Annotated in this window: 24 protein-coding genes and 1 tRNA gene; 12 read left to right on the forward strand and 13 right to left on the reverse strand. The window is 67.7% G+C overall.

Annotation, left to right across the window (positions count from 1 at the left end; genetic code table 11):
* Positions 1–5: 5 nt before the first annotated feature.
* Positions 6–1,199 carry a PPE family protein gene (locus B9D87_RS22720; protein ID WP_007768061.1) on the forward strand — a complete coding sequence of 398 codons (1,194 nt, stop codon included), beginning with the start codon at positions 6–8 and terminating at the stop codon, positions 1,197–1,199.
* Here B9D87_RS22720 and B9D87_RS22725 read toward each other — a convergent pair whose 3' ends face one another.
* Together B9D87_RS22725 and B9D87_RS22730 are read right to left on the reverse strand one after the other, a co-directional pair.
* Entirely contained in the window at positions 1,200–2,711 is a 1,512-nt protein-coding gene (locus tag B9D87_RS22725) for a flavin-containing monooxygenase (protein WP_007768060.1), read from the reverse strand.
* A 104-nt stretch (positions 2,712–2,815) separates the two neighbouring features.
* Positions 2,816–3,307: a YajQ family cyclic di-GMP-binding protein gene (locus tag B9D87_RS22730; protein WP_007768058.1), complete on the reverse strand. Its 492-nt coding sequence runs from the start codon at positions 3,305–3,307 to the stop codon at positions 2,816–2,818.
* A gap of 69 nt (positions 3,308–3,376) precedes the next feature.
* On the opposite strand from B9D87_RS22730, the gene B9D87_RS22735 reads away from it, so the two are divergent.
* The 4 genes from B9D87_RS22735 to B9D87_RS22750 all read left to right on the forward strand — a co-directional run bounded on the left by B9D87_RS22735 (position 3,377) and on the right by B9D87_RS22750 (position 6,882).
* Positions 3,377–3,460, forward strand: a tRNA-Tyr gene (locus B9D87_RS22735).
* A gap of 349 nt (positions 3,461–3,809) precedes the next feature.
* On the forward strand, positions 3,810–4,064 hold the full coding sequence (locus B9D87_RS22740) for a hypothetical protein (RefSeq protein ID WP_007768056.1): 255 nt from the start codon (positions 3,810–3,812) through the stop codon (positions 4,062–4,064).
* 308 nt (positions 4,065–4,372) lie between these two features.
* Positions 4,373–6,313 carry a putative alpha/beta hydrolase gene (locus B9D87_RS22745; protein WP_007768054.1) on the forward strand — a complete coding sequence of 647 codons (1,941 nt, stop codon included), beginning with the start codon at positions 4,373–4,375 and terminating at the stop codon, positions 6,311–6,313.
* A gap of 95 nt (positions 6,314–6,408) precedes the next feature.
* The gene (locus B9D87_RS22750; protein WP_007768052.1) at positions 6,409–6,882 is read left to right on the forward strand and encodes an LppA family lipoprotein; all 474 of its coding nucleotides are present in this window, start codon (positions 6,409–6,411) and stop codon (positions 6,880–6,882) included.
* A 9-nt stretch (positions 6,883–6,891) separates the two neighbouring features.
* Here B9D87_RS22750 and B9D87_RS22755 read toward each other — a convergent pair whose 3' ends face one another.
* Positions 6,892–7,854 carry a DMT family transporter gene (locus B9D87_RS22755; RefSeq protein WP_007768049.1) on the reverse strand — a complete coding sequence of 321 codons (963 nt, stop codon included), beginning with the start codon at positions 7,852–7,854 and terminating at the stop codon, positions 6,892–6,894.
* A 119-nt stretch (positions 7,855–7,973) separates the two neighbouring features.
* Between B9D87_RS22755 and B9D87_RS22760 the strand changes: the two genes are divergently transcribed.
* The gene (locus B9D87_RS22760) at positions 7,974–8,474 is read left to right on the forward strand and encodes a hypothetical protein (RefSeq protein WP_007768046.1); all 501 of its coding nucleotides are present in this window, start codon (positions 7,974–7,976) and stop codon (positions 8,472–8,474) included.
* A gap of 65 nt (positions 8,475–8,539) precedes the next feature.
* Here the strand turns inward: B9D87_RS22760 and B9D87_RS22765 are convergent, their stop codons facing one another.
* From B9D87_RS22765 to B9D87_RS22775, 3 genes are all read right to left on the reverse strand, one after another.
* Positions 8,540–9,037 (reverse strand): hypothetical protein, encoded by a 498-nt coding sequence (locus tag B9D87_RS22765; RefSeq protein WP_007768043.1) that lies wholly within the window; start codon positions 9,035–9,037, stop codon positions 8,540–8,542.
* A 73-nt stretch (positions 9,038–9,110) separates the two neighbouring features.
* Positions 9,111–9,437 carry a hypothetical protein gene (locus B9D87_RS22770; protein ID WP_040629236.1) on the reverse strand — a complete coding sequence of 109 codons (327 nt, stop codon included), beginning with the start codon at positions 9,435–9,437 and terminating at the stop codon, positions 9,111–9,113.
* Positions 9,438–9,568: 131 nt separating this feature from the next.
* Positions 9,569–10,639, reverse strand: a complete 1,071-nt coding sequence (locus tag B9D87_RS22775) for an Lrp/AsnC family transcriptional regulator (RefSeq protein ID WP_052002398.1) — start codon at positions 10,637–10,639, stop codon at positions 9,569–9,571.
* A gap of 36 nt (positions 10,640–10,675) precedes the next feature.
* Here B9D87_RS22775 and B9D87_RS22780 point away from each other — a divergent pair, with 36 nt between their 5' ends.
* Entirely contained in the window at positions 10,676–11,422 is a 747-nt protein-coding gene (locus B9D87_RS22780; protein WP_007768035.1) for an SDR family oxidoreductase, read from the forward strand.
* 12 nt (positions 11,423–11,434) lie between these two features.
* Entirely contained in the window at positions 11,435–12,292 is an 858-nt protein-coding gene (locus tag B9D87_RS22785) for an LLM class flavin-dependent oxidoreductase (protein WP_007768034.1), read from the forward strand.
* Between the two features lie 100 nt (positions 12,293–12,392).
* Here B9D87_RS22785 and B9D87_RS22790 read toward each other — a convergent pair whose 3' ends face one another.
* Both B9D87_RS22790 and B9D87_RS22795 read right to left on the reverse strand, forming a co-directional pair.
* The gene (locus B9D87_RS22790) at positions 12,393–12,779 is read right to left on the reverse strand and encodes a hypothetical protein (protein ID WP_007768032.1); all 387 of its coding nucleotides are present in this window, start codon (positions 12,777–12,779) and stop codon (positions 12,393–12,395) included.
* An 87-nt stretch (positions 12,780–12,866) separates the two neighbouring features.
* Positions 12,867–13,553, reverse strand: coding sequence for a TIGR03086 family metal-binding protein (locus B9D87_RS22795; RefSeq protein ID WP_157373205.1), 687 nt, complete (start codon positions 13,551–13,553; stop codon positions 12,867–12,869).
* A gap of 112 nt (positions 13,554–13,665) precedes the next feature.
* On the opposite strand from B9D87_RS22795, the gene B9D87_RS22800 reads away from it, so the two are divergent.
* Both B9D87_RS22800 and B9D87_RS22805 read left to right on the forward strand, forming a co-directional pair.
* Positions 13,666–14,103: a nuclear transport factor 2 family protein gene (locus B9D87_RS22800; RefSeq protein WP_040629233.1), complete on the forward strand. Its 438-nt coding sequence runs from the start codon at positions 13,666–13,668 to the stop codon at positions 14,101–14,103.
* A gap of 89 nt (positions 14,104–14,192) precedes the next feature.
* Positions 14,193–15,224 carry an aminotransferase class V-fold PLP-dependent enzyme gene (locus B9D87_RS22805; protein ID WP_007768024.1) on the forward strand — a complete coding sequence of 344 codons (1,032 nt, stop codon included), beginning with the start codon at positions 14,193–14,195 and terminating at the stop codon, positions 15,222–15,224.
* Positions 15,225–15,350: 126 nt separating this feature from the next.
* Here B9D87_RS22805 and B9D87_RS22810 read toward each other — a convergent pair whose 3' ends face one another.
* Positions 15,351–17,336, reverse strand: a complete 1,986-nt coding sequence (locus B9D87_RS22810; RefSeq protein ID WP_007768021.1) for a molybdopterin-containing oxidoreductase family protein — start codon at positions 17,334–17,336, stop codon at positions 15,351–15,353.
* 127 nt (positions 17,337–17,463) lie between these two features.
* On the opposite strand from B9D87_RS22810, the gene B9D87_RS22815 reads away from it, so the two are divergent.
* On the forward strand, positions 17,464–18,762 hold the full coding sequence (locus B9D87_RS22815) for an NRAMP family divalent metal transporter (RefSeq protein ID WP_007768018.1): 1,299 nt from the start codon (positions 17,464–17,466) through the stop codon (positions 18,760–18,762).
* A gap of 10 nt (positions 18,763–18,772) precedes the next feature.
* Here the strand turns inward: B9D87_RS22815 and B9D87_RS22820 are convergent, their stop codons facing one another.
* The 3 genes from B9D87_RS22820 to B9D87_RS22830 form a co-directional block, all read right to left on the reverse strand.
* Positions 18,773–20,134, reverse strand: a complete 1,362-nt coding sequence (locus B9D87_RS22820) for a hypothetical protein (protein WP_415623717.1) — start codon at positions 20,132–20,134, stop codon at positions 18,773–18,775.
* A gap of 105 nt (positions 20,135–20,239) precedes the next feature.
* Positions 20,240–21,469: a cytochrome P450 gene (locus B9D87_RS22825; protein WP_007768008.1), complete on the reverse strand. Its 1,230-nt coding sequence runs from the start codon at positions 21,467–21,469 to the stop codon at positions 20,240–20,242.
* A 154-nt stretch (positions 21,470–21,623) separates the two neighbouring features.
* Positions 21,624–22,526: an NYN domain-containing protein gene (locus B9D87_RS22830; RefSeq protein WP_007768003.1), complete on the reverse strand. Its 903-nt coding sequence runs from the start codon at positions 22,524–22,526 to the stop codon at positions 21,624–21,626.
* 46 nt (positions 22,527–22,572) lie between these two features.
* On the opposite strand from B9D87_RS22830, the gene B9D87_RS22835 reads away from it, so the two are divergent.
* Entirely contained in the window at positions 22,573–23,451 is an 879-nt protein-coding gene (locus B9D87_RS22835) for an alpha/beta fold hydrolase (RefSeq protein ID WP_007768001.1), read from the forward strand.
* A gap of 19 nt (positions 23,452–23,470) precedes the next feature.
* Here the strand turns inward: B9D87_RS22835 and B9D87_RS22840 are convergent, their stop codons facing one another.
* A complete protein-coding gene (locus B9D87_RS22840; RefSeq protein WP_007767999.1) occupies positions 23,471–25,681 on the reverse strand; it encodes an FUSC family protein in 2,211 nt (736 codons plus the stop codon).
* Positions 25,682–25,745: the final 64 nt, after the last annotated feature.

The raw sequence follows: 25,745 nt of genomic DNA on the forward strand, positions 1-25,745 counted from the left end.
GCGACGTGGACTACGCGCTACTGCCGCCCGAGATCAACTCGGGGCGCCTGTATGCGGGCCCGGGAGCGGGTTCGTTGTTGGCCGCCGCCGCGGGCTGGGATGAGCTGGCCGCACAGCTACACGTCAGCGCGGCGTCCTTCCAGTCCGTCATCGCGGCGCTGACCAGTGGACCGTGGTCGGGTCCGTCGGCGCTGGCCCTGGCGGCGGCGACCACCCCGTGTGTGACGTGGTTGCGCACCAGCGCGGGCAACGCCGAACTGGCCGCCAGCCGGGCGGCGAGCGCCGCGGCCGCGTACGAGACGGCGTTCACCCTGACCGTGCCCCCGTCGGTGATCGCGGCCAACCGCGCGCTGCTGGCGTCGTTGATCGCGTCAAATGTCTTGGGGCAGAACGCCGCCACCATCGCCACCGTCGAGGCGGCGTACTTCGAGATGTGGGCGCAAGACGCCGCGGCGATGTACGGCTATGCGGCGTCCGCGGCCGCGGCCACGCGGTTGGCCGACTTCGATGAGCCACAGGAGGTGACCAACCCCGCCGGCTCGGCCGAGCAGGCCGCCGCGGTCGCGAAAGCCGTTGGCAACTCGGGCCGGACCGGTGCGCAAGACGTTTCGGCGTACGCAACCGATGCGGTGCCGGAGAACCTGCAGACCCTGTCGCAGCCCACCTTGGGCAATCTCAAGCCGATCGACGAATGGATCTCGGAGAACACCCCATTCGACGACATGGCCTCGATGTACTCGAAATACATTGTCCCGTATGTCTCCTCGGGGCAGGTCGGCGTTCAGACCGCGCAGTCCTTCGGCCAGATCAGCAACGGGATCACGGCCATGAGCACATTCGGCAAGGCCTTGGCCCCCGCGGCCTCGTCGGCGGCTCAGGCGGCGGGAAACGGCGCCAACGCACTGGGCGCGGCCGGAGCCGGCCTGGGCAACGCCGGGTCGGTGGCCGCGGGCGCGGGGCGCGCGATTCCATTGGGCGCGTTGTCCGTCCCGCCCAGCTGGGCACCGGTCACCGCCGTCACCAACCCGGGGGTCGCGACGCTGACGAGCGCGACGGCCGCCGTGCCGCACGCCGTGGACGGGGTGCATCCCGTGCCGATGGCACCGTTCGGTCCGATGGCCGGACAAGGGGTGTGGCGCAACCTCCCGACCTACGGATTCAAACCGTCGGTGATGGCCCGACCCCCGGCGGCGGGCTAACTAGCCGGCCAGCGATGTCCGGTCGTCGACACGGCCGAACACCATCGCCTCCTCGATCCGGTCGAACCGGTAGTCGAGGGCGTCGGCCAGATAGTTCTGCCGCACGTTCCACGGCCGCTTGGTGCCCGACTTCGGCAGCATGTGCACCGAGCGCAGCACGTAGCCGGCGTTGATGTCCCACGACGGCTTCTCGGTCATCGGCTCGTTGCCCCGATGCGGGGCGGCGTGGGTGTAGCCGTGAGAGGCCATGTGTTCCATCAGCTTTGCCGTGGCTCGCGCGGTGATGTCGGCGCGCAGCGTCCATGACGCGTTGGTGTAGCCGACGCACCAGAACAGGTTCGGCACGTCTTCGAGCATGTGCGCCTTGTAGACGAAGCGGTCGCTGGTCTTGATCTCGGTGCCGTCCAGGCTGATCGCGGCCCCGCCCAGCGCCTGCAGCTGCAGCCCGGTGGCGGTGACGATGATGTCGGCGTCGAGGTGCCCGCCGGATTTCAGCGCGATGCCGGTCGCGTCGAAATGGTCGATGTGGTCGGTGACCACCTCGGCGCCGCCCGCGGTGATGGCGTTGTACAGGTCGGCGTCGGGGATCAGGCACATCCGCTGGTCCCACGGGTTGTAGCGCGGCTTGAAGTGGGTGTCCACGTCGTAGCCGGCGGGCAGGCTGTTGATCGCCTTGCGGCGCAGCAGCCACCGCACCAGCCCGGGTGCCTTGCGGGACAACGCGAAGAACACCGCCTCCGTCAGGGCGCTGTACATGCGGACGACGAGATGAGCGGGCTTGCCGGGCAACAGCTTCCGGGCGATCGCGGCGACGGTGCCGTACTTGGATGCCGAAATGAGATAGGTCGGCGAGCGCTGCAGCATGGTGACCTTCGCGGCGCGGTCCGACAGCGACGGCAGCAGCGTGACCGCCGTCGCGCCGCTGCCGATCACCACCACCCTCTTGCCGGTGTAGTCGAGGCCTTCGGGCCAGTGCTGCGGGTGCACCACGGTGCCCTCGAACTGCTCGATGCCGGGGAAATCGGGGGTGTAGCCCTCGTCGTAGTTGTAGTAGCCGCTGCCGAAGAACAGGAAGCGCGCGCGGTACAGCTTGCGTGCGCCATCCTGCTCGACGGTGACCGTCCAGGTGTCGGTGGCCGAGTCCCAGTCCGCCGAGCGCACGTAGCTGTTGAACCGGATGTGCCGGTCGATGCCGTACTTGTGCGCGGTGGCGGCCAGGTACTCGCGGATGTGCACGCCGTCGGCGACGCCCTCTCTGCGGGTCCACGGCTCGAACGGGAAGGACAGCGTGAAGATGCTGCTGTCCGAGCGCACCCCGGGGTAGCGGAACAGGTCCCACGTCCCGCCGATCTGCGCGCGCCGCTCCAGCACGGTGTACGTCATGTGCGGATTGCGCTCAATGATCCGGTAGGCCGCGTCGATGCCGGAGATGCCGGCACCGACGATGATCACGTCGGAGTATCCGGCCTCCGTGGCACCGCTATCGGCGGCTTCCTGGGGAGTCACGGTCATCGTGAACCTCGCTCAAATTGTGGGACTCGTCACTAGCGTAGTGACCCACCGGTTGGTGGGGCTAATAACGCGCTAATGCGCGGCACGGCATGCCAGCCGCACGGTCATCGGTAGTTGACGAACTGCAGCGCCACGTCCAGGTCGGCCTGCTTAAGCAGCGCCTGGACGGCCTGCAGATCGTCGCGCTTTTTGCTGGTGACCCGGATTTCCTCGCCCTGGATCTGGGTCTTGACGGACTTGGGGCCGTCGTCGCGGATCAGCTTGGTGATCTTCTTGGCGTTCTCGCTGCTGATGCCCTGCTTGAGGGTGCCGCTGATCTTGTAGGTCTTGCCGGAGGCCTGCGGTTCGCCGGCGTCGAAGGCCTTCATCGAGATGTCACGGCGGATCAGCTTCTCCTTGAAGACGTCGACGGCCGCCTTGACGCGTTCCTCGGTGGACGACGTCAGCTCGATGGCCTCGTCGCCCTTCCAGGCGATTGTGGTGTCGGTGCCGCGGAAGTCGAATCGGGTGGACAACTCCTTCGCCGCCTGGTTGAGCGCGTTGTCGACCTCCTGGCGATCCACTTTGCTGACGATGTCGAACGATGAGTCCGCCATGCGTTCCGTCCCTTCACTCGGTGATAGGCGTTTGTGCTTTGTCTACTCGCTCGTTGTAACCTGTCTGGCGGCAGGTTGCCCGAGCGGCCAATGGGAGCGGACTGTAAATCCGTCGCGAAAGCTTCACAGGTTCGAATCCTGTACCTGCCACCAGAGGCTTGTTGGCCACGGCGCGTCCGCAGCTTCCGGCGCGGGCGTTGTCCGCATCCGCGCCGCATCGCGGGGCCCGACCGACAGCGCCGCCGCGCGAAAGCCTGGATGCGCACCCTCACGGCGCCACGGTCACCGGCACGGCCGCTGGACCGATCCGGCTCGCTGACATCTGCCGGCCGGCGCCGGGGTCCTGGTTGGCGTCGTCGCATCCGGCTCGGGTACCACTGCCGAAAGCCCGCTCTAAATGTACGAATGTCAAACAGCCCCGCCGAAATGCGAACGGCCGCAATCCTTCCCACCGTGTGATTTCGCGGGTAGCGTTGTATTTACCTGGGAAAGGTGGTTGCCCATGAGCGCCACATCGGACATCGCCAAGGCGACGGGACTGTTTCAACACGGCGTCGACCTGATGGATTCCGCCGATAGCGTGGGTGACCTGGTAGCCGCGCGAAACACGTTGCAAGACGCTATGTTCGAATTGCTGGACGTGAAAGTCATGCTTGCGTCCGGCGATCCCATGGTGGCGCGCCTGGATGAAACGGTGCGGCGCGGGAACGTCTACCTCGACGGCCTAGACGTTTTCATCGATGAAGCGACGGGATGAACCCTTTTGGCAGGATTCCTGACCGAGACGGCACCCCGGCGCTGACTCCTCCCAACCCAACCCCGGCGTCGGGGTGTCCTGCTGTGCGCGTTACCGACACCCGTTGTGTCCGAGGCCTTCCTCGTCGCACAACCAAACCCGCGCCGGACCGCCCGGCCGCGCGACTCACCGGGCGGTGGTGAATACCGTCCGGTCGGCCGCCGCCCTAAAATCCGTCAGATGGGACCCAGCCGGGCGCAGGTCAACGCCACTCTCGTACCCCCTCATGCACGTGGCGGCTGAAGCGCAACTGAGCGGCTGACGGTTCCGTGCAACTCCGCTACCTCAGCATCCCGGCGCTGATCGCCGCAGCCGGTGGCGACCCGTGGGCGATCAACCAAAGCCTGCAGGCCGGCAGCCCGCTGCAGATCTCCAATCTGGCCGGGGCGTTTCTGCGGGCGGGGCGATGCACGGCCGAGACCAACGACGCCTTCGAGCAGGCCCGCGCCCGCTTCGAAGCCGCGTGGAACCATCGGGACGGCGGCCATCCGATCAACGACTCCGACGAGGTGCAGCGGGTGACGAAATCGCTTGGGGCGCAGGCATTGCAGCTGCCCAAGATCGGGGCGGACCTGGAAAACATCGCCGCGGCGCTGGCTGAGGCGCAGAAGGCCGCTGCCGCACAGATCGCCGCGCTGGAGGCCCAGCTGCAGGAGCTCGACGATCTGATCGGCGAAGCCGTCGACATGGAAGGCGACGAGGACCTCACGGCGGCCGACATCGATGCGCTCGAAGCGCTCATCGCCAGGTGTGAGGGCGATGCCATCCGCGACACCAAAGCCGCGCTGGGGCAGCTGCAGACGACGCGCGACGGCTACTCGAACGCGTTGCAGAGCGCCCTCGGAGCCCTGCACGGCGACGGCTACGACCCCGCGGCCATCCGGGACGCGGAGGGGCCGTTGTCGCCGCTGCCCGCGCTGCCCGATGACCCCAGGCAATTCGCGCAGGTGTGGAGCTCGCTCACGCCGGAGCAGAAAGATGCGGAGTACCAACACAATCCGTACATCGGCAACCACAACGGGATGCCCGCGGTGGACCGCGATCATTACAACCGGCTCACCCTCGCCACCGAGTTGAGCGGCGCCCAGGCCGCCGCCGCCCAGGCCGACGCACTCAAGGCAGCGCATCCGGATTGGGCGCAGGGCAAGAACATTCCGCCGCCCAACGAGCCGGGAGCGATCTTCGACGATCGCCTGGCCTACGAGGCGTGGCAACGCCAATACGATGCCGCCCGCAACGGGGCCAAATACCTGCCCGACCTCCAGGCCGTCGACAAGGCCGTCAGGATGAGCCCGGATCGAAAACTCATGTTGCTGGACACCAAAACGGGCAGGCAGGCCCGCGCGGCGATCGCCGTCGGCGACCCCGACGCGTCCACCCACGTGTCGGTCACGGTGCCCGGCCTCAACACCACGGTGCACGGTGCCATCGGCAGCATGTCGGACGAGGCGACCCGGCTCAGAAGCGAAGCGCTGCGGCAGCTGAGCCTGGCTCCCGGCCACGAGCACGACACCGTCTCGGCGATCGCCTGGATCGGCTACGACCCGCCGCAGGTGCCCGGCTTCGACGACCTCGGCAAGTCGCTGGCCGGCGGCTGGGGTGTCAGCCACGACGACATCGCCCGCGCCGGTGCCCACGACCTGGCCGGCTTCTACGACGGGATACAGGCCGCCCACCACGGCGGCCCCGCCGATCTCACCGCGATCGGCCACTCCTACGGTTCGCTGACCACCGGCCTGGCTTTGCAGGAGCCCGGCGACCACGGCATCTCGCGCGCACTGTTCTACGGATCACCGGGCATCGAAGCGTCCACGCCGCAACAGCTCCACCTGCAGCCCGGCCACGTGTTCACCATGGAAACCCCCGACGACCCGATCCAGTGGACCTACGACGGCCCCGCCATCGCCCACACGGTCGCCCCGTTCCTGCCGCCGCCGCTGAGCACGCTGGCCGAAACCGTCCTGGGCGCGGCCGACGCCACCGGGGCCGGCCACTTCGGACCGAATCCGGCCACCAATCCCAACTTCACCCACCTTGCGACCGGGGCCGCCACCGTGCCCGACGGCCACGGTGGCACCCTCAACCTGGGTGACGCGCACGGGCACAGCGACTACCCCCGCTTCCCCGACGGCGGCGGCACCAGGACGACCAACTACAACATCGCGGCCGTGCTGGCCGGACTGGGAGATCAGGCGGTTCCACAGAAGTGACGAACAATCGAATACCGAGCACCCCGAGACGGCCACGCCACGGACTGATCCTGGCCGCCGTGGCCGCCACCGCACTAGCCGCAACAGGATGCCACGTGAATCAACCCCCCCAACCGCCCCCGTCCGCCGATGCCGCCAAGGCCCTGGCAACGCTGAAATCGCTGCCGTCGTTCGAGGACACCCAGACCCAGGTACAGGCCGCGATGAACGAAATCACCTCGGCCACAAGCAAATTGATACCCTCAATTACCTGGGAAACCCCGCACGAGGGCTCCGGCCTGGGCTGCGAACGACCCTACGACCAGACCGACGGGCGCGGCTACTTCCTGCCGGACGCGGTGGCCGCCAACGTCGCGGTCTCCGAGCAGCAGTGGGCGAACATCCAAGAGACCGCCAAACAGGCGGCCGCCAAGCTGGACGCCACCGACATGCAGGTCATGCACGACAATCCCGGAAACCACGACGTCGGCTTCTACGGCCCGACCGGGATCTTCATCAAGGTCGGCTACCGGGGCAACCTCGTTGTGTCGGGCTACACCGGCTGCCGGTTGCCGCGCGACAAGAAATAGCGTCGGGGGTCACTCGAGGCGATCGCGCCTGCCGCCGGCCCCGACGGCCGCCAGCGCCGCCTCGTCCCGCCCCGGGCACACGCTGGGTTCCGCATTCGGGGCATCGGCGTTTTCGATCGCCTGGCTGCGGCCCAGGGCGACCGTGGCGGCGACCATCGCCGCGACCGCGACGGCGAGGGCGAGCGCCGTGAGGTCGCCCACCGCCAGGTGCTCACCGAGCACGACGACCCCGAGCAGGACGGCGACCACCGGTTCACCCACCAGCATGATCGGCACCGACGCCTGCAGCGCGCCGGCGTGAAACGCGGAGTTCTGCACCACGGTCACGGTCACCGCCAGCGCCACCAGCACGTACGGGGCGGGGACGGTCATGAGCGCGTGCCATCCGCCCAGCGAGTAGCGGTGGGTGCAGACCTTCGTGACGACCGCGATCATGCCGAGCAGGATCGCCACCGCGACGCCCAGCAGCGAGACCCGCACCCGGCCGGCGGCGCGATGGGCCGCGATGACGCAGGCGATCACCGACGGCACGGTGATCGCCAGCGCCAGCGTCCACGCCGGAATCGGGGGACGACTGTGGCCTTCGCGGGGCTGACCCACCAGCAGGAAGACCGCCAGCGCGGCCGTCAGCAGCATCGCCCAGCCCCACTGGACCCGGCTGATGCGTTGGTGGCACAGCGCCGCGCTCAACGGCAGCGCGAACAGCAGCGACGACACCAGCAGCGGCTGGACCAGCAGCAGCGAACCGTGCGCCAGCGCCATGGCCTGAAAGACGTAACCGGCGACGGCGGCAAAGGTCCCCGCCCACCACAGCGGCTGGCGGACCAGCGTCGTCGCCATCGCCGCGGACATGGCCTCATCACCCGGGACGCGGTGGGTGGCCCGCTGGCGGACCACGATGCCCACCGCGGCCCAGAACGCGGAGAGCAAAGCCGAGAAGATTGCAACCGCGTGTGTCGTCACCCACCCCATGCCCCAAGGGGTACCCCTGACCTCGCCGGGGTTAACTCGCCCTTTCGGCGCCGACCCGCCCCGCCTTACCCTGGGTGGCCGGCGGGAAGTTCGTCCCGGCCGGCTGATCGAAAGGAAACATGCTGCGTACCAAGGTAATCACCACAGTGGCGATCGTCGCGGCCATCGCGTCAGCGGCGTTGACGCTGCTGCCCTGGATCGACTTGAGCCACTTGGGTTTTCCCATCCGGTGGAATGGTCTCGGCATCTACGACGGAGAGGATGCCGACCACTACGGCGCGTTGCTCAGCGGCATGGTGAACAGCACGCCGGGTTGGGTCGTGCTGATCGCCGCGATCGCGGCCGCCGCCGCATTGCTGGCCGCATCGCGAGCGCGCTGGCTGGGCTTCGTCGCGTGCGGCTGCGCCGCGGTCGCATTCGTCACTTCCGTCCTGTGCTGGCTGTATCCGGCCCTGCTGGTCGACGGCACCAAACACGAGATGGGGGCCTCAGGGCTGGCGGACCGGGAGTTTGTGAACTCCAGCGCGCTGATGGCCGAGGCCGCGGCCACCGCCGTACTGGTGATCGCTACCGCGCTCGCCGTCTTCGCAACGAAACGCGTTGTCGGCGAAGACGATTGACGTCGCATGAGGTGAGCGCGCGGCGGTATCGGAAGGCCGGGCACACCTCCGACGTAGTTCAGGCCTCAATCGCCATCGCCCGCAGCACTTTTCGCTCTGGCAACGGCGAGCGCGGCGCAGACCACCAGCACGCCGGTGGCCCCGACTTCGGCGAGCAACGCGCCGGAATTCAGCACCTCTCGGTCCGGCACCAAAGAGATGCCCAATTCGTGCTTGGCATCGCCGGCCAGTATCGCCGGATACACCAGACACAGGACGGCGGTGACGAATGCGATGACCGCGCACCCGCAGGCGACGACACCGAGCGCCCGCACCCGCGCAGCGCCCAGCAGCGCGCCGGCGGCCGCGACCGAGGCGACCAGCACGATCCATCCCGGGGTGCCGTCGACCATGCCGGTGAGCACATGGCCATAGTGCTCGCCATGCTCGCCGACGTAGATGCCCAGGCCATTCCACCGGATGGGCAATCCCAGCCGGCTCACATCGATCCATGGCAAGAATGTCAGCGCGGCACAGACGATGGCCGCGACTACGGCGACTAGGGTGATTGGCTTGGCGCGCACGCGTTTTCCCCTCGATCCGTTCGCCTGCCGACGCTTTCGGCTAACGCGGCGAAACGCCTGTCGTTCAGCTCCGTCATGAGCCGGGCATGATCTCGACGGGATTCTCGCTCAACGGCTCGACAACAATCGCCACGTCCTTCATCAGCTCGATCGAGCGGATGGTCTCGGCGACACTGCGCACGTCTCCCTCGAGAATCATGTAGCCGGCGCGATTCATCTTTTCATAGAAAGCCATGAGCGACTCCCTGCTACGGAACACCGGGAAGTACTGCACGCCGTCGCGCCCGAGCAGGAACACCTTCTCTTTGCCGTCTTTGGTGTTGCCGAAGGGGGTGGAGTAGTAGACCTTGGCATCGCTCAAGGTTGGTTGGGCTCGACTTCGCCTTCTGAACAGTCCCATGGCATCTCCTGGTTGGCGACGAGTGCGACATTACCGCCGAACTTCTGGTCTGCGGCTCATCGCTTCGTTGTTCACGCCCGTATTGGCGCGCAACCCGGGAGCTACCGCGCCGAGCCGAGCCGAATGAATCGCTAGCGTGGAGTGCGAATCGGTCGGGGGTTGATCAATCGCCCTTGTGCCACAAGCGATCCGTGTTGCTTGAGGCGTTGAGTCCGGATGTTGACCTCATAGCTGAGGATTTCCTCGATCTGTCCGAGTTGCTCGCTGAGGTACCTGTACAGATCGTCGATGTCTCGGCAGATGACAATCGCCACCAGGTTTTTGGTCCCACTGACCGCGCCGGCAAAGGCGATGTGGTGGTGCGCCGCGATGCGCTCGCCCACACGGTGGACGTCACGGGGTGCCAGCGTCAGCCACAGCATCGCGCTGAGCTGGTGGCCGAGCCGTTCCGGCAAGAGGTCGACGTCGTAAAGCAGCGCGCCGCAAGCTTCCAGCGCCGCGATTCGCCGGCCCAGCCGCGCCACCGACCAGCCCGCGCGTGCGGCGAGCTTGGGTTGCGACATCCGGCCGTCCTCGGCGAGCGCCTCGAAGATCGGGCGGTCGTCCGCGGTCGGCAGGCACCGTTGAGCGCCTGACAGCGGGCCGGTCCGCTCGGCCAGGATCTCCGCGGCCTGCCGATCGGTGAGCGTGGGGCCATAGCCGGTCCATGGAGCGCTTGCGGGGTGACCGAACGAATGCAGCAGCAGATCGATGGTGATGTCGGTTACGGAGGTCGTCCGCGGCAGGAGCTGCAGCAGATCCTCACGACCGTTGTCCAGTGGTGCGCGGATGACGCAGACCAGATCAGTCCATCCGGCCAGCACGTTGGCATGGGACACGTCTGGCCGGCGCACCAGCGCGTCGGCCAGCTTCTGGATGCGTTCGGGTGCGGCGCGCATCCGGCACACCCAACTCCCTTCGCCGTCGACCCACCGGTTCTCCAGCCCGACAACGCGCACCACGCCGTCGCGGCGCAGTCGATGGTAGCGCCGCGCGACCGTCTGTTCGGTGGCCTCGATGACGGTGGCGATCCGCCGAAACGACACGCGGGGAGCCAACTGCACGGCATGCAGAATCTGCGCGTCCAGTCGGTCAAGCACAAAGAAAAGTATGCGTTGGCAACGGCTCAAATGAGGATTTCTCGCGATTTTCGCTGCGACCATCGCAAGTTCGGTGGTGGCGCTGCGAGCCTGGAGACCATGAACCTGACAGGCAACACCGTCTTGGTCACCGGTGGCGGCAGCGGGATCGGTCGCGCACTGGCCGAAACCCTGCATCGAGCGGGCAACCGGGTCGTGATCGCCGGGCGCCGTCGCGACGTGTTGCAGGCCGTCGCCGATGCCAACCCGGGCATCGAACACCGCCATCTAGACCTGGCGGAGCCGGACAGCATCGATCGGCTGGCCACCGAACTGACCGGCAGCCACCCGGGTCTCAACGTCCTGGTCAACAACGCGGCGGTCATGCGCACCGAAGACCTATCGTCCGGCGAGGCCGCACCGGCCGAAGTCGCCGAGCAGACGGTCGCGGTCAACCTGCTGGGCCCGATACGGCTCACCGCGGCGCTGTTACCCACCCTGCTGTTGCAACCCGAGGCCGCAATCGCCAACGTCACCTCCGCTTTGGCGTTCGTCCCCAAAGCGGTCGTGCCGACTTACTCAGCGACGAAGGCGGGCCTGCACGCCTACACCCAGTCTCTTCGCCACCAGTTGCGGCACACTCCGATCCAGGTCATCGAGATCATCCCGCCGCGGGTCGAAACCGACATGATCGCCGAGCAGGGCGGCGCGGGCGCGATGTCGTTGAATGCCTTTGTCGCCGAAATGTTTTCGTTATTACACAGTCAACCTGACGCCGCAGAGATCGTAGTCGATGCCGCCCAGCGGGTGCGATTCGCCGCCCGCGACGGCCACTACGACGACGTCTTCGCGGCAATCAACCCTTAAGGAGTGACCACCATGCGCATCGGAATTGGATTGCCCAGCCATATCGCGCACGTGCCGGGACCGTTGACTGCCGAGTGGGCGAGCCGAGCCGAACAGCGGGGTTTCGCCCAACTCGCCGCGATAGACCGGCTGGTGTACGAAAGCCTCGACTCGATCGTCGCGACGGCCGTGGCCGCGGGCGCAACCACCGACATCGGCCTCATGACCAACGTGCTGCTGGCTCCGCTGTACCCCGCCGTGCTGCTGAGCAAGCAAGTCACCACCCTCGCCGACGCATCTGGTGGGCGGCTCACCCTCGGCCTCGGCATCGGGAGCCGATCCGACGACTACGCCGCCGTCGGCGTCGACTATTCGCGACGCGGACGCATTCTCGACGAGACCGTGGCCGTGCTGCGCGACACGTGCGAAGGCCACACCGTGACCGGCGACAAGGCGTTGGCCCCTGCGCCGATGCGGATTCCGATTCTGTTCGGCGGACGAGCGGACGCGACAATCCGCCGGGTGGCCACGATCGGTGACGGCTGGACCGCGGGCGCGTTGCGCGACTACGCGAACCAGGCCGCGCTCGCCGACCGGGTGCGCGTGGCATGGGCGGAGGCGGGCCGCGCGGAGCGCCCGCGGCTTCACGCCAGTGTCAACTTCGCCTTCGGCGATGCCGGCACCATCGCTGCCGGTCGTGCTCACCTCAGGCGTTACTACGGCTTCAAGCCCGACTATGCCGCCCTCAACGTCGAGGACATGCTCAGCTCCGCCAACGAGGCGGCCCAGACCGTGCGCGCCTACCGCGACCTAGGCTTCGACGGAATCATGTTCCACCCCTGCGTCGCCGAGATCGACCAGATCGACCGCCTGGCAGACGCGGTCCTCTGATGACTTTCCCTGCAGCACAGAGCATCTCGTTCCACTACGGGACGCACTGGGCTTCGGGCGTCGCCGCGCCCGCCGTCGTGAGCGCCCTGCGCCGGACGCGTCACGCCTGCGGGGCCGGCCCCGCCGACGATGCTGCAGCGCGAATCCGATCGGCAACCTTCGCTGCGCCGAAGCAGCGGACTTTGGTCACCCGGTCGGCGGTGTGTATGGCGATGATCTTGGTGAGGACACCCGGCAGCACTTCGACCGATTCGATCGAGCGGAGGTCGACGACGATGTCCAGCTGTCCCGACTGGATCGAGCGGTTCAGCGCGTTGGCGTGGAACGCAACGTCGGTATCGGTAACGGTGAGCCTGCCCCCGACCCACAGGCCACCGTAGCGGCGCCGGTAGCGGTCCAGCACTCGCCTATTGACCGACGTCGTCGCTGCGGTGACATCGACGTCCGCGATCAGCGCGTTGGCCACGCGGGAGATGATGACGGTCACCGGTTGCCTAGCCTATCGCTTCATTTGTTCTTTTCGCCGGACGATTCGTCGGGCGGCTCGTGAGTCTGACGGCGTCGACCTGCGGCGCTAGCGTGCTCGGTGATTGCCGTGGGGACGTGCGTGCACTTGCCGGCCAGATAGAGCGGCCAGTCGGTCGATGGCGGGGGCGTGTTCATGGATTGGTTGAGGTGGCGCGAATTGGCCGCTGCGTTGTAGGGCCGCTGAGCGGCTCTGGGCGAAGGTCAGGGCTTCGGCGCATAGATCCGGTGGCAGGTGCAGGGGTGTGCCGGTGGCCGACGCGATGTCCCAACTATGCGTGAGCAGATCCGCCACACGAAGGGCCAGCCGGCTGCTTAGTTGCGGCGGCGGGATACCGACGGCCGAGTCGCCTATCTGGGTCGCCAGCGCCTCGTTCAGTGCCTCGACCGAGTGGCGGTAGCTGCCCAGGAAATCACCGGGTGTGGTTGTGCCAGCAGGTGTTTGGAAGCCAGCGGGGAGCATTCGATCGGCGAAATCGAGGTTGACCTCGACGAGGTGCTGTGCGACGTCGGCGACACTCCAGCCTGTGCACGGAGTCGGAGCCATCCAATCCTCCTCGGCGAGATGCGCGAGAAGGTCATCGACGGCCTGGGCGGCGCGGCTCAAGTGCGTCTGGTCAGCGAAAGGCATCACGGGGACCTTTCCGTCGGGGGAATCAAATAGTAAGAAATATAAGGCAAAATTAAGAATACGGTAAGGCGCGGTCTCCAGGCCAATACCGGCGTTGCCGGTCATCTGCGCGCATGCCATGCAATACATCTGCGCCGGCACACCCTCAACTGCAGCTGGCAGTAGCTGGCAGCGCGGTGGGTGGAGCTGGCAGTGCCTCGCAAGCATCATCGGTGGAGTGAGCGGAACTTCGGATCCAAAGACTTTTGTTGTCAAATTCGCCGAGTTCTGGGCAGATCCGTCGCGTCATGGTTTGGCCGGACTCCTGCACCAAGATGTGGTGCTTATGCAGCCACTCGTACCCCGGATGGTCGGGATCGAAGCTGCGCAAACCCAGTTCCAACGCTTCGGGTACTGCCTTCCCGGCCTGCACGCCCATGTCGACTACTGGAGCGGGGATGAAGATGTGGTCTTCATAGAATTTCGGCTCCACGCCCACATCGCAGGACATTTAATCGAATGGCCCAACGTGAATCGTCTGTGCCTCCGCGATGGCAGGGCGATCGAACGCGTCACTTACTTCGACCCCGTAGCAATGCTGCCCACGCTGTTGCGTCACCCCTCGATAGCGTGGCGCTGGTGGCGCTCTCGCGTCGGCGTCCCTCAGCCTCGCTGAGGAATCGCGAGTTGTGGAGCACGAGCACGTTCGCCATGCAGCAGGTAAAGGGTTCGCCTAGATACCTCCCGCGGCGATAAGCTGCGCATGTGCGCGAGACGTTCGGCGAGAAGTTCGACGTCCCGCCCGGCTACCTAGACACAGCCTCGATCGGACTTCCGTTCGCTCGCGCGGCCGATACGTTGCTCGACACGGTACGGCAATGGACAGCGGGCGGCATCCGGGTGACAGACTTCGATGACGACATCGCAATGGCGCGTGCCGCTTTCGCCCAACTGGTAGGCGTATCGCCGACTGATGTGGCGACCGGGACCAGCGTGTCTCAACTTGTCGGACTTGTCGCCGCAAGCGTGCCGAACGGCGCCAGGATCCTGACGGTGCGCGACGAATTCACCAGCGTGACATTTCCGTTCGCGGCGCAGCAGCATCGCGGCGTCACCGTAACTGAGGTCCCACCGAGCGATCTGATATCGCAGATGCGCGGAGATGATCTGGTCGCGGTCAGCGCGGTGCAATCCGCCGACGGCGCAGCGATAGATCTCGACGAACTGCGTGTCGCGGCACAAGATGTCGGGGCTGTCGTGTTGCTCGATGTCAGCCAGGCAGCCGGCTGGCAACCGCTGAGATTGGGTTGGGCGCATTTTGCTGTCGGCGCCGGATACAAGTGGCTGTTGGCGCCGCGCGGTGCTGCCTGGATGGCAACGCACCCCGAGGTGCTCGCTGGTCTCGTCCCGCAGGTGGCGAATTGGTCCGCGGCACAAAACATGTGGTCGAGTCTGTACGGCCTGCCGCTCCGGTTGTGTGACCAGGCGCGTCGTCTCGATTCGTCTCCTGTGTGGTTCGCGCAGCGCGGGGCGGCAGTGTCGCTGCCGTGGCTGACCGGCCTGGACCTCACGGTGGTACGCGAGCACTGCGTGGGCCTGGCTGACGCGGTGCTGGCCGGCTTAGGCCTTCCTTCGCGCAACTCGGCGATCATCTCACTCGACCTAGCGAGCCAGGCCACGCAGCGGTTAGCAGACGCTGGCGTCACGGTCAGCACCCGGGCTGGCCGGACCCGGTTGTCGTTTCACCTCTACAACACCCCCGACGACGTCGGCCTAGTCCTGCAGGCACTCGCCTGAGTCGGATCCGGCGCATCGTCCTCGATCTCTGAGCTCACCACCGTCGCGCCGGATGAAAATTATTGGTGTACAGAGCAATACGGCCCCCGCCATATTCGATCCCTGCATATCCGCTTAGAACAGCCCTTAAGCGGGATGCAGGCTGACCGGGATGCCGGAATAGCGCACCATGCCGGTCACCACGTCGATGTCGTCCTTGTTGGTCAGGCGGTTGACGTTGGCTACGTGGTGGCCGTGCGGGATCGACACCGCGCCGCGCCGGATGGAGTCGTCGACCTTGGCGATGCCGGTCAGTTCACCGCTGCTGCTGCGGACAATCACCTTCTCACCGTCGGCGACCCCCGCGGCGGCGCCGTCGTCGGGATGGATGAGGATCTCGGGCGCCTCGCCGAGAAAGTCGAGCTGCCCGTTGAGCTTTCGGCGTTGCCTGCGCGGCACCATCACCAGCGGTGCGGGCGGCTGCAGGGCCGCGAGCTGGTCGACCAGCAGCGGTGGCGCCAGCCGCCAGCCACCCATCCGCGCGATATGGTCATCGACCCAGGCCGCCGGTAGCTCGCGCGGCGCCTCCGCCCAGCCCACGGCCGCCACCTCGTCGAAACCCGTTCGCGCGCCGGCCAATAGGACAGCCAGCACATCGTCGTCGGTGCTGGTGTCGGGATTGCCGAGATTGCCGAGGTCGTAACCGAGCCGGCGGCCGAGTTCGGCGAACACCCACCACATCGAGCGCCGTTCGCCGACCGGCGCGACGACGGCCGGGCTGTACTGCACCGACACATGCGAACTGAGGATGTCGTGGATGGTGATGTCGGGGCGCTCCAACGGATCCTTGGTGGGCAGGACGTGGGTGGCCAGCTCCGTGGTCTCGTTGTTGATGATCTCGGTGGTGGCGAACACCTCGAGGTGTTGCAGGGCCGGAATTAGTTTGCCCGTCTCGGGAAACGAGGTGACCAGGCTGCCACCGACGTTGATCAGGGCACGGATGTTGCCTGCGGCGATCTCGTCGGGCAGCACCGCGCACGGCCATTCGTTGATGAAGGCCTGCGCCTCGGGACGGCTGCGCGGTCCGGGGCCGAACGCCCCCTCGATCGGCGTGACGGGCAGGAACTCGCCGAAAGTTTCCAGCTGGTAAGCGAATCCGGGATGGAACCAGGTGCCGCCGGGCCGGTTCATAGCGCCGGTGAGGATCATCAGCACCCATGCGAGCCACTGCGTGACGTTGGCGCGCTCGGCCGTCATGGTGACGCCCGTGCCGGTTTCGACCGCGACGCACTCGGCGGCGCGCACCGCCTCGCACAGCCGGACCAGGTCGGCCGCGGCGACGTCGGCGAGCTGCGCGGTGTGTTCGAGTGTGAACGGCTCCACCGCGGCGGCCAGCTCGTCGATGCCCTGCATCGGGACATCGGTTTTCATTCCGTCGCACAGGATTTCGCGCACCAGGTAGGCGAGCACCGCGTGGTCGGTACTGGGTCGCGGCGCCAGGTGGGCGGTGGCCAGCCGGGCCGTCTCGGTGCGGCGCGGGTCGATCACCCACACCTGCCCGCGGCGGGCGATCTCGCGCACCGTTCCGGTCGGGTTGGGCATCGAGATCGCATGGCCGTGCGACACAACGGGATTGACACCGACGAGCAACAGGAAGTCGGCGTTGTCCAGGTCGGTTCTTCCGGACAACCCCATGAATCCACCGACGAGGTCGGAGACCAAGGGTTTGGCGGTGCCGTCGATGGTCAGCGGGCTGAACTTGGCCGGGGTGCCGATGGCGGCGTGCAGCGCCTCGGCCATCCGGAAGCCGGCGCTTTCCATGGTGGAGAAGTAGAACGCGACCGACTCGGGTCCGTGCCGGTCGATGATCTCCTTGAGCCGGGCGCCCAGGTCGTCCAGGCAGGCGTCCCAGGTGGCGTCCCGCAGCCGGCCGTCCACTCGCATCCGCGGGCGTTCGAGTCGGTCCGGGTGGTGGTGGAGCTGCGGCAGCGCGCGGCCCTTCGGGCAGGTGTAGCCGTGCGAGAAGGGATGCTCTTGGTCGCCGCGGACGCGGATCACCTCGTCGCCGTCGACGTCGACGAGGATGCCGCAGACCGAGGTGCAGACACGGCAGAAGCTACGCACCGTTTGCATACTTCGGTAACGTACTCTCGCATTTCGAGAAGACCTATCGCATTTTCGAGAATGGCCATGCCATTTTGGTCAACGGCGCTCTCGGGAAAGCGCTCACGGTTAGGCGACCCTTAGCTATCATCGCCGGGTGACCGAGACAACCACCCAGCCGGTGACCGACGAATTCGACGATCGACGGCCGGTGTCACTGCGAACACGTGGCCGTTGGCTGCGGTGGGGGCTGCTGTCGGTGTGGGGGCCCGGCCTGGTGGTGATGCTGGCCGACACCGACGCGGGGTCGCTGATCACCGCGTCGCAATCCGGCGCCCAATGGGGCTACCGGATGGTGCTGCCGCAGCTGATCTTGATGCCGGTCCTCTACGTCGTGCAGGAGATGACGGTGCGCCTGGGCATCGTCACCAAGCGCGGGCACGGCTCGCTCATTCGGGAGCGGTTCGGCCGCGGCTGGGCGTGGCTCTCGGCGTTCACCCTGTTCGCCTCGGCGATCGGGGCGTTGCTGACCGAATTCGCCGGCGTGGCCGGTGTCGGTGAGCTGTTCGGTGTCTCGCGGTGGGTGAGCATTCCGGTCGCGACCGTCGCGCTGCTGGCGCTGGCGCTGACCGGCAGCTACCGGCGCGTCGAGCGCATCGGCCTGGTCGTCGGGGCGGCCGAGCTGGCGTTCCTGGTGGCGATGGTGATGGCCCGCCCGGATCCGAAGGCGCTCGTGCACGGCCTGACGTCGATGCCGCTGGGCAATTCGTCGTATCTGCTGTTGGTCGCGGCCAACGTCGGCGCGGTCATCATGCCGTGGATGATCTTCTACCAGCAGGGCGCGGTGGTCGATAAGCGGTTGTCGGAGAGCACGATTCGCCAGGCTCGGTACGACACCGCGTTCGGGGCGGTGCTGACCCAGCTGATCATGATCGCTGTGGTGATCACCATGGCCTCGACGATCGGCCGGCACGGCGGCGGGGCGGAGCTGCAGACCGTGGGCCAGATCGCCCAATCGCTGACGCCCTACCTGGGCCACGTCGGCGGGACGGTGCTGTTCGGCCTGGGCATGCTGGGTGCGGCGCTGGTGGCGGCGATCGTCGCCTCGCTGGCCGGGGCGTGGGGGCTCGCGGAGGTGTTCAGCTGGAAGCACACGCTCAACGAGCGGCCCAACCGCGCCACCGCCAAGTTCTACCTCACCTACGGGCTCGCCCACATCGTGGGCGCGGTGCTGGTGCTGGCCAGCGTCGACCTGGTCAACCTGGCCGTCGACGTCGAGGTGATGAACGCGCTGCTGCTGCCGATCGTGCTGGGCCTGCTGCTGGCCCTGGAGGCCAGGGCGCTGCCCGAGCAGTGGCGAATGCGGGGGCTGCACAAACACCTCACCCGCGCACTGTGTTTCGTGACCATCGGCTTCGGCCTGTACATGGTCCCGCAGGCCCTCGGCTTGTTCTGAGCGCGAGAACTCAGAACCACGGCCCGGGATAGTGGCCGTCCTGGTCTTGCACCATGACGATGTCCTTGCACTCGCCGTTGGACCCGGGCGCCGTCTCGCCGCGGCAGACCAGGGTCCACCCGGAGATGCGCTCGAAGGGTCGCAACGACCAGCTCGAGGCGACGGGATCGGGTGCGGGCAAGGCGATTACGGAGAACGTCCCGGCGGTCCCGGTGATGTAGAGGTGGTCTTCGAAAAACGCCAGCTTGGCGATCGACAGCTTCTTGGCGTCGTCTCGGCTCTTCTGGAAGTCCCACTGCTGGCTGCGCAGGTTCCACACGCCGAAGCCGAATTGGGAGGTCTGCGAGTCGTGGCCGTCGACGAACAATTTCCCATCCGACAGTGCCGCGGTCAGCCCGCCGCCGGAGATCCGGTCGGAATCGCCGATCTTGATGATGGACTTGGCGTTGAGGTCGTAGAACATCGTCGACAGCACGGGAGGGTTGTCCGAATCCCAGTGCGTGATCTTCACCAGTTTGTTTGGGCCGTCGGTCAATTCGGCGTCGACGGATTGCACGTCGTTGTCCTGGTAGATCGCCTCCCCGCTGGGCCGGCGCAGCTCGGCGCCGGATGTCTTGGCGGGCTCGGTGTTGCGTTGGAACGCGAGAACGTCCTGCCAGACCCGGCCGGGTTGCGGGTCGTTCCACAGCATCGACAGGTCGGCGCCGGACAGCACGACGGTGCGGGGCGGCGACGCGGCGCCGTGCCCATCGGTGAAGGCGTTGAGCCACGCCACCCCCGAGGCGGTCGAGGCCAGCCCCCAATCCTTCGGCGCGGCCAACTTCAGGTCGGGAGCGGGCGGCTGCAGCTCCTTGCTGGTCACCTGCTGGCCCGACTTGGAGTCGAAGACGTAGGCGGTGGTCGTGGTGACCCCGGGGGACGGGGCCTGCGCCGGCGTGGCGGTCGTGACGACGTACACGACCTTCATGTCGTCGGCGGTGCCGGTCAGCGCGCAGATGGCGCCGGTGAGATTCTGCCCGGCCGGGATGGCGGGGATGGCGGGCGCCACGTACCGCCCGCTCTTCGGATCGAAGATCTTCGGCCGGATGTCGTCGAGCGCCGTTTTGCCTGCCGAGAACTTCTCCGGGCAGCCGAAATACGCCGTTCCGCCATAACTTTTCCAGTCCTTCTCCAGCGGGCCGGTGATCGGGGCGGGCGGGGCAGCCGCGCGGGCACTGGTTTTCGGGACCGAGGTCGAGGTGGTCGGGGTGAGCGCGGGCGGCGCCGCGGTCTCCGAGCAGGACGCGATGGCCAGGCAGCCGACCGCCGCGACCGCGGCACGCCCGTAGGTGAACAGGCGGTGCCGGGCCGCATGCATCCAGGCTGCACGCATTGAAAACCCCCGTTAAGTTCGTGTAACCAAGGAGCGTAGAGCCGCCCCGATGCGACCGCGACTCGGGCGCACGGCGGCCTTTGTCACAGCGAATGCCGGCGATGCCTACCGGTCGTACTCGATGGGCAGGCTCATCGGCCCGCTCAGGCTCACCATCGGTTTCCACGGCGCCGGCCCCGCCATCCGCGGGTTCTGCAGCCGGTTCGCGAGGACGTTCAGCGCCTCGGCGATCTCCCGCCTGGCCAGGTTGGCGCCCAGGCAGTAATGCACGCCGCCGCCGAAGGTCAGGATGGGCGGCGCCGCGTCGCGGGTGATGTCGACGCGGTCGGGGTCGTCGTAGACCGCCGGATCACGGTTGGCCGCAAAGGTATTCACCAGCACCGCGGTGCCGGCGGGGAACGAGCAGCCGTCGAGCTCGGCGTCCTCGACCACCAGGCGCAGGGTGCCGCAGGCGATCGGCGAGTGCCGCATGGTCTCCTCGACGGCACGCATCGCCAGCTCGGGCCGCTGCCGCAGCCGCTCCCACTGCTCCGGGTGTTCGCACAGCACCTGCACCGAGGCGGCCACCTGGTTGCGCGTGGTGTCCGTCCCCGCCAGCAGCAGGCCACCGGCCAGCATGCGCAGCTCGGCGGCGTCGAGGCGGTCACCCTCGTCCTCGGCGCGAATCAGGTCGGAAAGCAGGTCATCGGTCAAACTGTGCCGGCGGCGCTCGACCATCTCGTCGACGTAGGCGTCGAGCTCGCGCCACGCGCGCATCACGACCGGCTCGACCGCGCGCAGGTCGACGGTGAAGCTGAAGGCCTTGAACACGTCGTCGGCCCACAACGAGAACTGTTGCCAATCCTCGCGGGGCGCGCCGAGCAGCGCGCAGATGATCGGCACGGGGTAGGGGCGCGCGATGTCGGTGACGACGTCGCAGTGGCCCGCGTCGGCCACCTGATCGACCAACTCGTTCATCACGCCGGCCATGGTGTCGTGCAGGCGGGCGACCGTTCGGGGGGTGAACGCCTTGGAGCACAGGCTGCGCAGCCGATGGTGCGCGTCGCCCTCCAGGCACAGCAGGCTGTTGGCGACTTTGTCCCACAGCGGGCCCGAGTCGATGCCCTGGGCGAGCAGGTTGATGCCGGGCGGGATCTGGAAGCGGGGATCCCTGAGCACGGAACGGACCAGGTGGTAGGAGAGCACCTCGGGCCCGTGGGGTCCCATCGCGACGGGGGCCTGCCGCTGCGCCTCCCGCAGTCGCGGGTAGACCTGCGTGGGGGTTTCCTCCGGGTCATAGGACAGCGTCGGCAGATCGGCTTCGAAAACGCTTGGGGGAGCGGCACCGACGGTCATGACGGTCTCCTTGGTTCCGCAGAACGCTGCGGACGACTTTCAGATAATGTATGGCCAGCACGGGGGAGTGTCAACGATATCGCCGACCGGTCCGCGCGAGCGCCATACACCATGGAGAAAACGCATTGCCGGGGCCCCGATCGCGCGGCGCCGCTCAATCGTGCGCGCGCAGCCGCACCATCCGCGTCGTCGACGTCTCGTCCAGCTCGACCACATCGGAGCGCGAGCGCAGGAAGTCGCTGAATGAGCGGAATCCCAAAGACCTTTCGCTGAACGATGGGTCCATCCGCTTCATCTGCGCCTTCACGGCGGAGTTGTGCAGCCAGTCGACGTCGTCCTTCTCCAAGCCGATCCGCAGGGCCCGCGTCAGTAGCGCGGTGGCGGCGGCCTGCGGGTCGGGCTGCTCGTCGGGCTCGTCGGGCTCGTCGGGCTCGTCGGACTTGGCCGACTTGGCGCGGGTAGCCCGCTTTTTCGGCTTGGCCGCGTCCGCGTCGGCCGGCGCCGGCACCGGAACCCCGGGCAGCGCGTCGTAGATGACGAACTCGTCGCAGGCGGCCGCGAGCGCCCGGCTCGACGCGCCCGCCACCCCGATGCCCACCACATACCGGCCGAGCCTCTTGCAGCGCTGGGCCAAGGGAATGTAGTCGGAGTCGCCGGCCACGATCACCACGTGGGTCAGGTCGGGCAGCCGGAACATGTCCTCGACCGCGTCCACGGCCAACCGGATGTCGGCCCCGTTCTTGCCGTAGGCCGCCGCCGGGAACAGCTGCACCAGGTCGACCGCGCGGGCCACCAGCTGTCCGCGATACCCGGCGTTGATGTCCGCCGACCAGTCCGCGTAGGCGCGGGTGAGCACCAGGGTTCCGAAGGACGAGGCGAAGTCGAGGATCGCGGCGACGTCCACCGTCGCCCGGTCCAGCCGTTCGGCATACTGCTCGAGCCCCTTGGCCTTGTCCCGCTGGAACGAATTGCGCCCGTTGATCTGGTCGTAGCGGGAGATCACGATGTTGTCGAAGTCGAGGTAGACGGCCACTCGGGTCGCAACCGGTTCGGTCATGCACTAGATCATTACTGAGCAGGACCAAAGCGGGTACCCAGACCTCATGAATGAGGTGAAGTTTCTCCAGCTGCACGGCGATCGCATCGCGTACCGCGATGAGGGCGACGGTGACGTGCTTTTGCTCATCCACGGCATGGCGGGCAGTTCGGAGACCTGGCGGGCCGTGATCCCGCCGCTGTCGAAGAAGTTCCGCGTCATCGCGCCGGACCTGCTCGGCCACGGCGAATCGGCGAAGCCCCGCACGGACTACTCGCTGGGCGCGTTCGCGGTGTGGCTGCGCGATTTCCTGGACGAGCTCGGCGTCAGCCACGCCACCGTCATCGGCCATTCGCTCGGCGGCGGGGTCGCCATGCAGTTCGTCTACCAGCACCCCGACTATGCCCAGCGCTTGATCCTGATCAGCAGCGGCGGCCTGGGCCCCGACGTGGGATGGGTGTTGCGGCTGCTCTCGGCGCCCGGGGCGGAGTTCGTCCTGCCGATCGTCGCGCCGCCGCCCGTGCTGTCCGTCGGCAACAAGCTGCGGTCCTGGATGAGAAGCGCCGGCATCCGCTCGCCGCGCGGCGCGGAGCTGTGGAGCGCCTACTCGTCGCTGTCGGATGGCCAAACACGGCAGTCGTTTTTGCGGACGCTGCGATCGGTCGTGGATTACCGCGGGCAGGCGGTCAGCGCACTCAACAGGCTGCGGTTGCGCGAGGACCTGCCGGTCATGGCGATCTGGGGGGAGTGCGACGGCATCATTCCCGTCGCTCACGCCTACGCCGCGCACGAGGCGCGCACCGACGCGAGGCTGGAGGTGCTGCCCGATGTCGGCCACTTTGCGCAGGTCGAGGCGCCCGAGCAGGTGGTGGAGCTGATCGAGGACTTCATCGCCAGCGGCGAGCGCCGCGATACGCAGAGCCCGCAGCCATCAGAGCCGAGCTAGCCTGCCGCCGAGCACATCTTCAGCGCGACGCGGGGGTCGCCGTCCTGACGCTCTCGCGGCCACCGAGATTGGTGGCCGCGGTGATCACGGCGCGCTCGATCTGTCGTAGCGCGTGCACCGCGGTGAGGAAGCGCCGGGTATCTGCGCGGGTGTCGCCGCGGCCGTCGCCGTCCTGTTGCCGGGCCACGGTCTCGGCGGCGTCCAGGTCGTCGGCCGCCGAAACCAGGGTCGGCGCGTGGCCGCCCTCGATGGCCTCCTCCAACGCGTCGATGTTGCGTCGCGTCTGGTCCGCGGCCGCCGAGAACGCCTGCGCCAGTTCGGAGGCCAGCGAGGGTGACCCGACGGGATCCCGATACTGCTCGGCGCTGCGCGCCAGGCTGCGGCCGTACCGGTCGCAGGCGGTGAAGATCCGCAGCGCGCGCCGGATGCTGCGCCGTCCGGCAAGTCCGGCGACTCCGGCCAGCAACGGTTTGGCGGTGACCCGGAACTGCTGCAGGTCCCGGTCGAGCTGACGCGCCTGCTCCGACGGGCTGGCGCCGTCCTGGACACCGAACATGGTCGCGGTGGAGACCTCGATCAGCGCGGACAGGCTCGTCAAGAAGGCGCGGGCTTCGCTGCGGATCGCCGTTCTGGTGTTGGTCGGCAGCACCACCACCGCGACGGTCGCCCCGATGACGGCGCCGATCGCGGTCTCTTCGATCCGCAGCATCAGCACACCGAACGAGAACTGGCCGAGCAGGCCGTACAACAGCGCCAGCATCGTGGTGATCCAGAAGGTCATCAGGCTGTACGTGACCGTCATGAAGTAGAAGGCGCAGAACAGGCACACGAAGATGCCGGCCAGCGCGGCGGTCTTGTGGCCGGTCAGCAGCGTGGCCACCAACACGCCGCACGGCACGCCGAGCAGCGTCCCGAGCAGGCGCTGCCAGCCCTTGGTCAGGGTTTCGCCCCAGGAGTTGGTGCCGGCGAAGATGACGAACGCCGCGATCACCGCCCAATACCAGCGCGCCGGCGACACCAGTTCGCCGACGACGATGGCCAGGGACGCGGCGACCGAGACTTGGACGGCCTGCCGGGTGGTCGGGCGCAGCCCGGCGGCCGGCTCCTCCCCGGCGGCCTCCTCGGGAACGGCGTCCTCGGGCGGCTGAGGGCGCTCGCCGTCGCCGTCGTCGAGGGGCCGGCCGGTGGCCACCCGGTCGACGATCGCCCGCACGTCGGACGTCGCCGATGCGGCGTTGATGATCGCCAGCGCGAGGCGGCGCACGGCCGTGCCGGCCTCGTCGTCGGCGGGCCCGCGCTGCTCGTCGAGCAGCCGCTGCGCGCGGTCCGCCGCCCGGCGCAACCCGTCGGGTTCGGGAAGGCGGATGGCCCGCGACAGCTGGGTGAGGGCGTCGACGAGGGCGGCCCGGGTGGGCGCGGGCATGGAATCGGGGTCCTCGCAGGCGATGACGGCCGCCCGGCGGCCGGCGGTGGCGACCCATTCGATGGCCAGCTCCGCGTCCAGCAGCCAGGGGGCGAGTTGTTCGGCGGTGACGCCGGGCCACACGGTGCCGGGGTCGGCCTTGTCTTCGATCTGGCTCTGCACCATCAGTGCGGTCTCGTTGAGCCGGATGGTGCGGGCCCGCATCCGGCGGCGCCGCCGCTCGTCGAGGCGGCCCGTGCGCACCGCCTCGGCGGTGGTGTCCAGGACGATCGCCATCCGGGCCCGCAGCGCCCGGATGGTGGCACGCAGCACCCGCTCCGGCCGGTCGGGCATCACGTAGGCGCTCATCACGTACGTGCACACGGTGCCCACCGCGACCGCGCCGATCATCCAGGGCAGCTCCGCGAGCCGGGCCCGCAGATACAGCGTGAAGAAGTAGGACATGAACGCGACCATGCCCAGCGCCCGGCCCCGCGCCCCGTAGCGCCGGATGTAGGCCGCGGTGAACACGACGAGCACGAAGACGACGTCGCTGGCCACCGTGTGCGGCGCCAGCACCGCCGCGGCGGTGATGGACACCGCCGCGGGCAGGGGCAGCAGCGCCATCGTGATCCGCTGCTGGTGCGGGTCGGGTTCGTTGACGGATCGGGACGCGACCATCGTGATGACGACGCCCAGCAGGGCGACGGTCAGCGGTTGCCCCGTCGCCCGGGTGAGGACGAAGAGGGCCAGCAGGGAAAGGCCGAGCGCGGCCGTCGTCCGGGTGGCCATTCGCAGCCGCAGCAAGCCAGGATCCGAGCCGATCACCCAATTGCGAGCGCGTTCGTAGATTATCGGGAGACCGCCTCTCTTGCGTGTACTCAACATGGTT

This window comes from Mycobacterium colombiense CECT 3035 (genome assembly GCF_002105755.1).
GTDB classification, from domain to species: domain Bacteria; phylum Actinomycetota; class Actinomycetes; order Mycobacteriales; family Mycobacteriaceae; genus Mycobacterium; species Mycobacterium colombiense.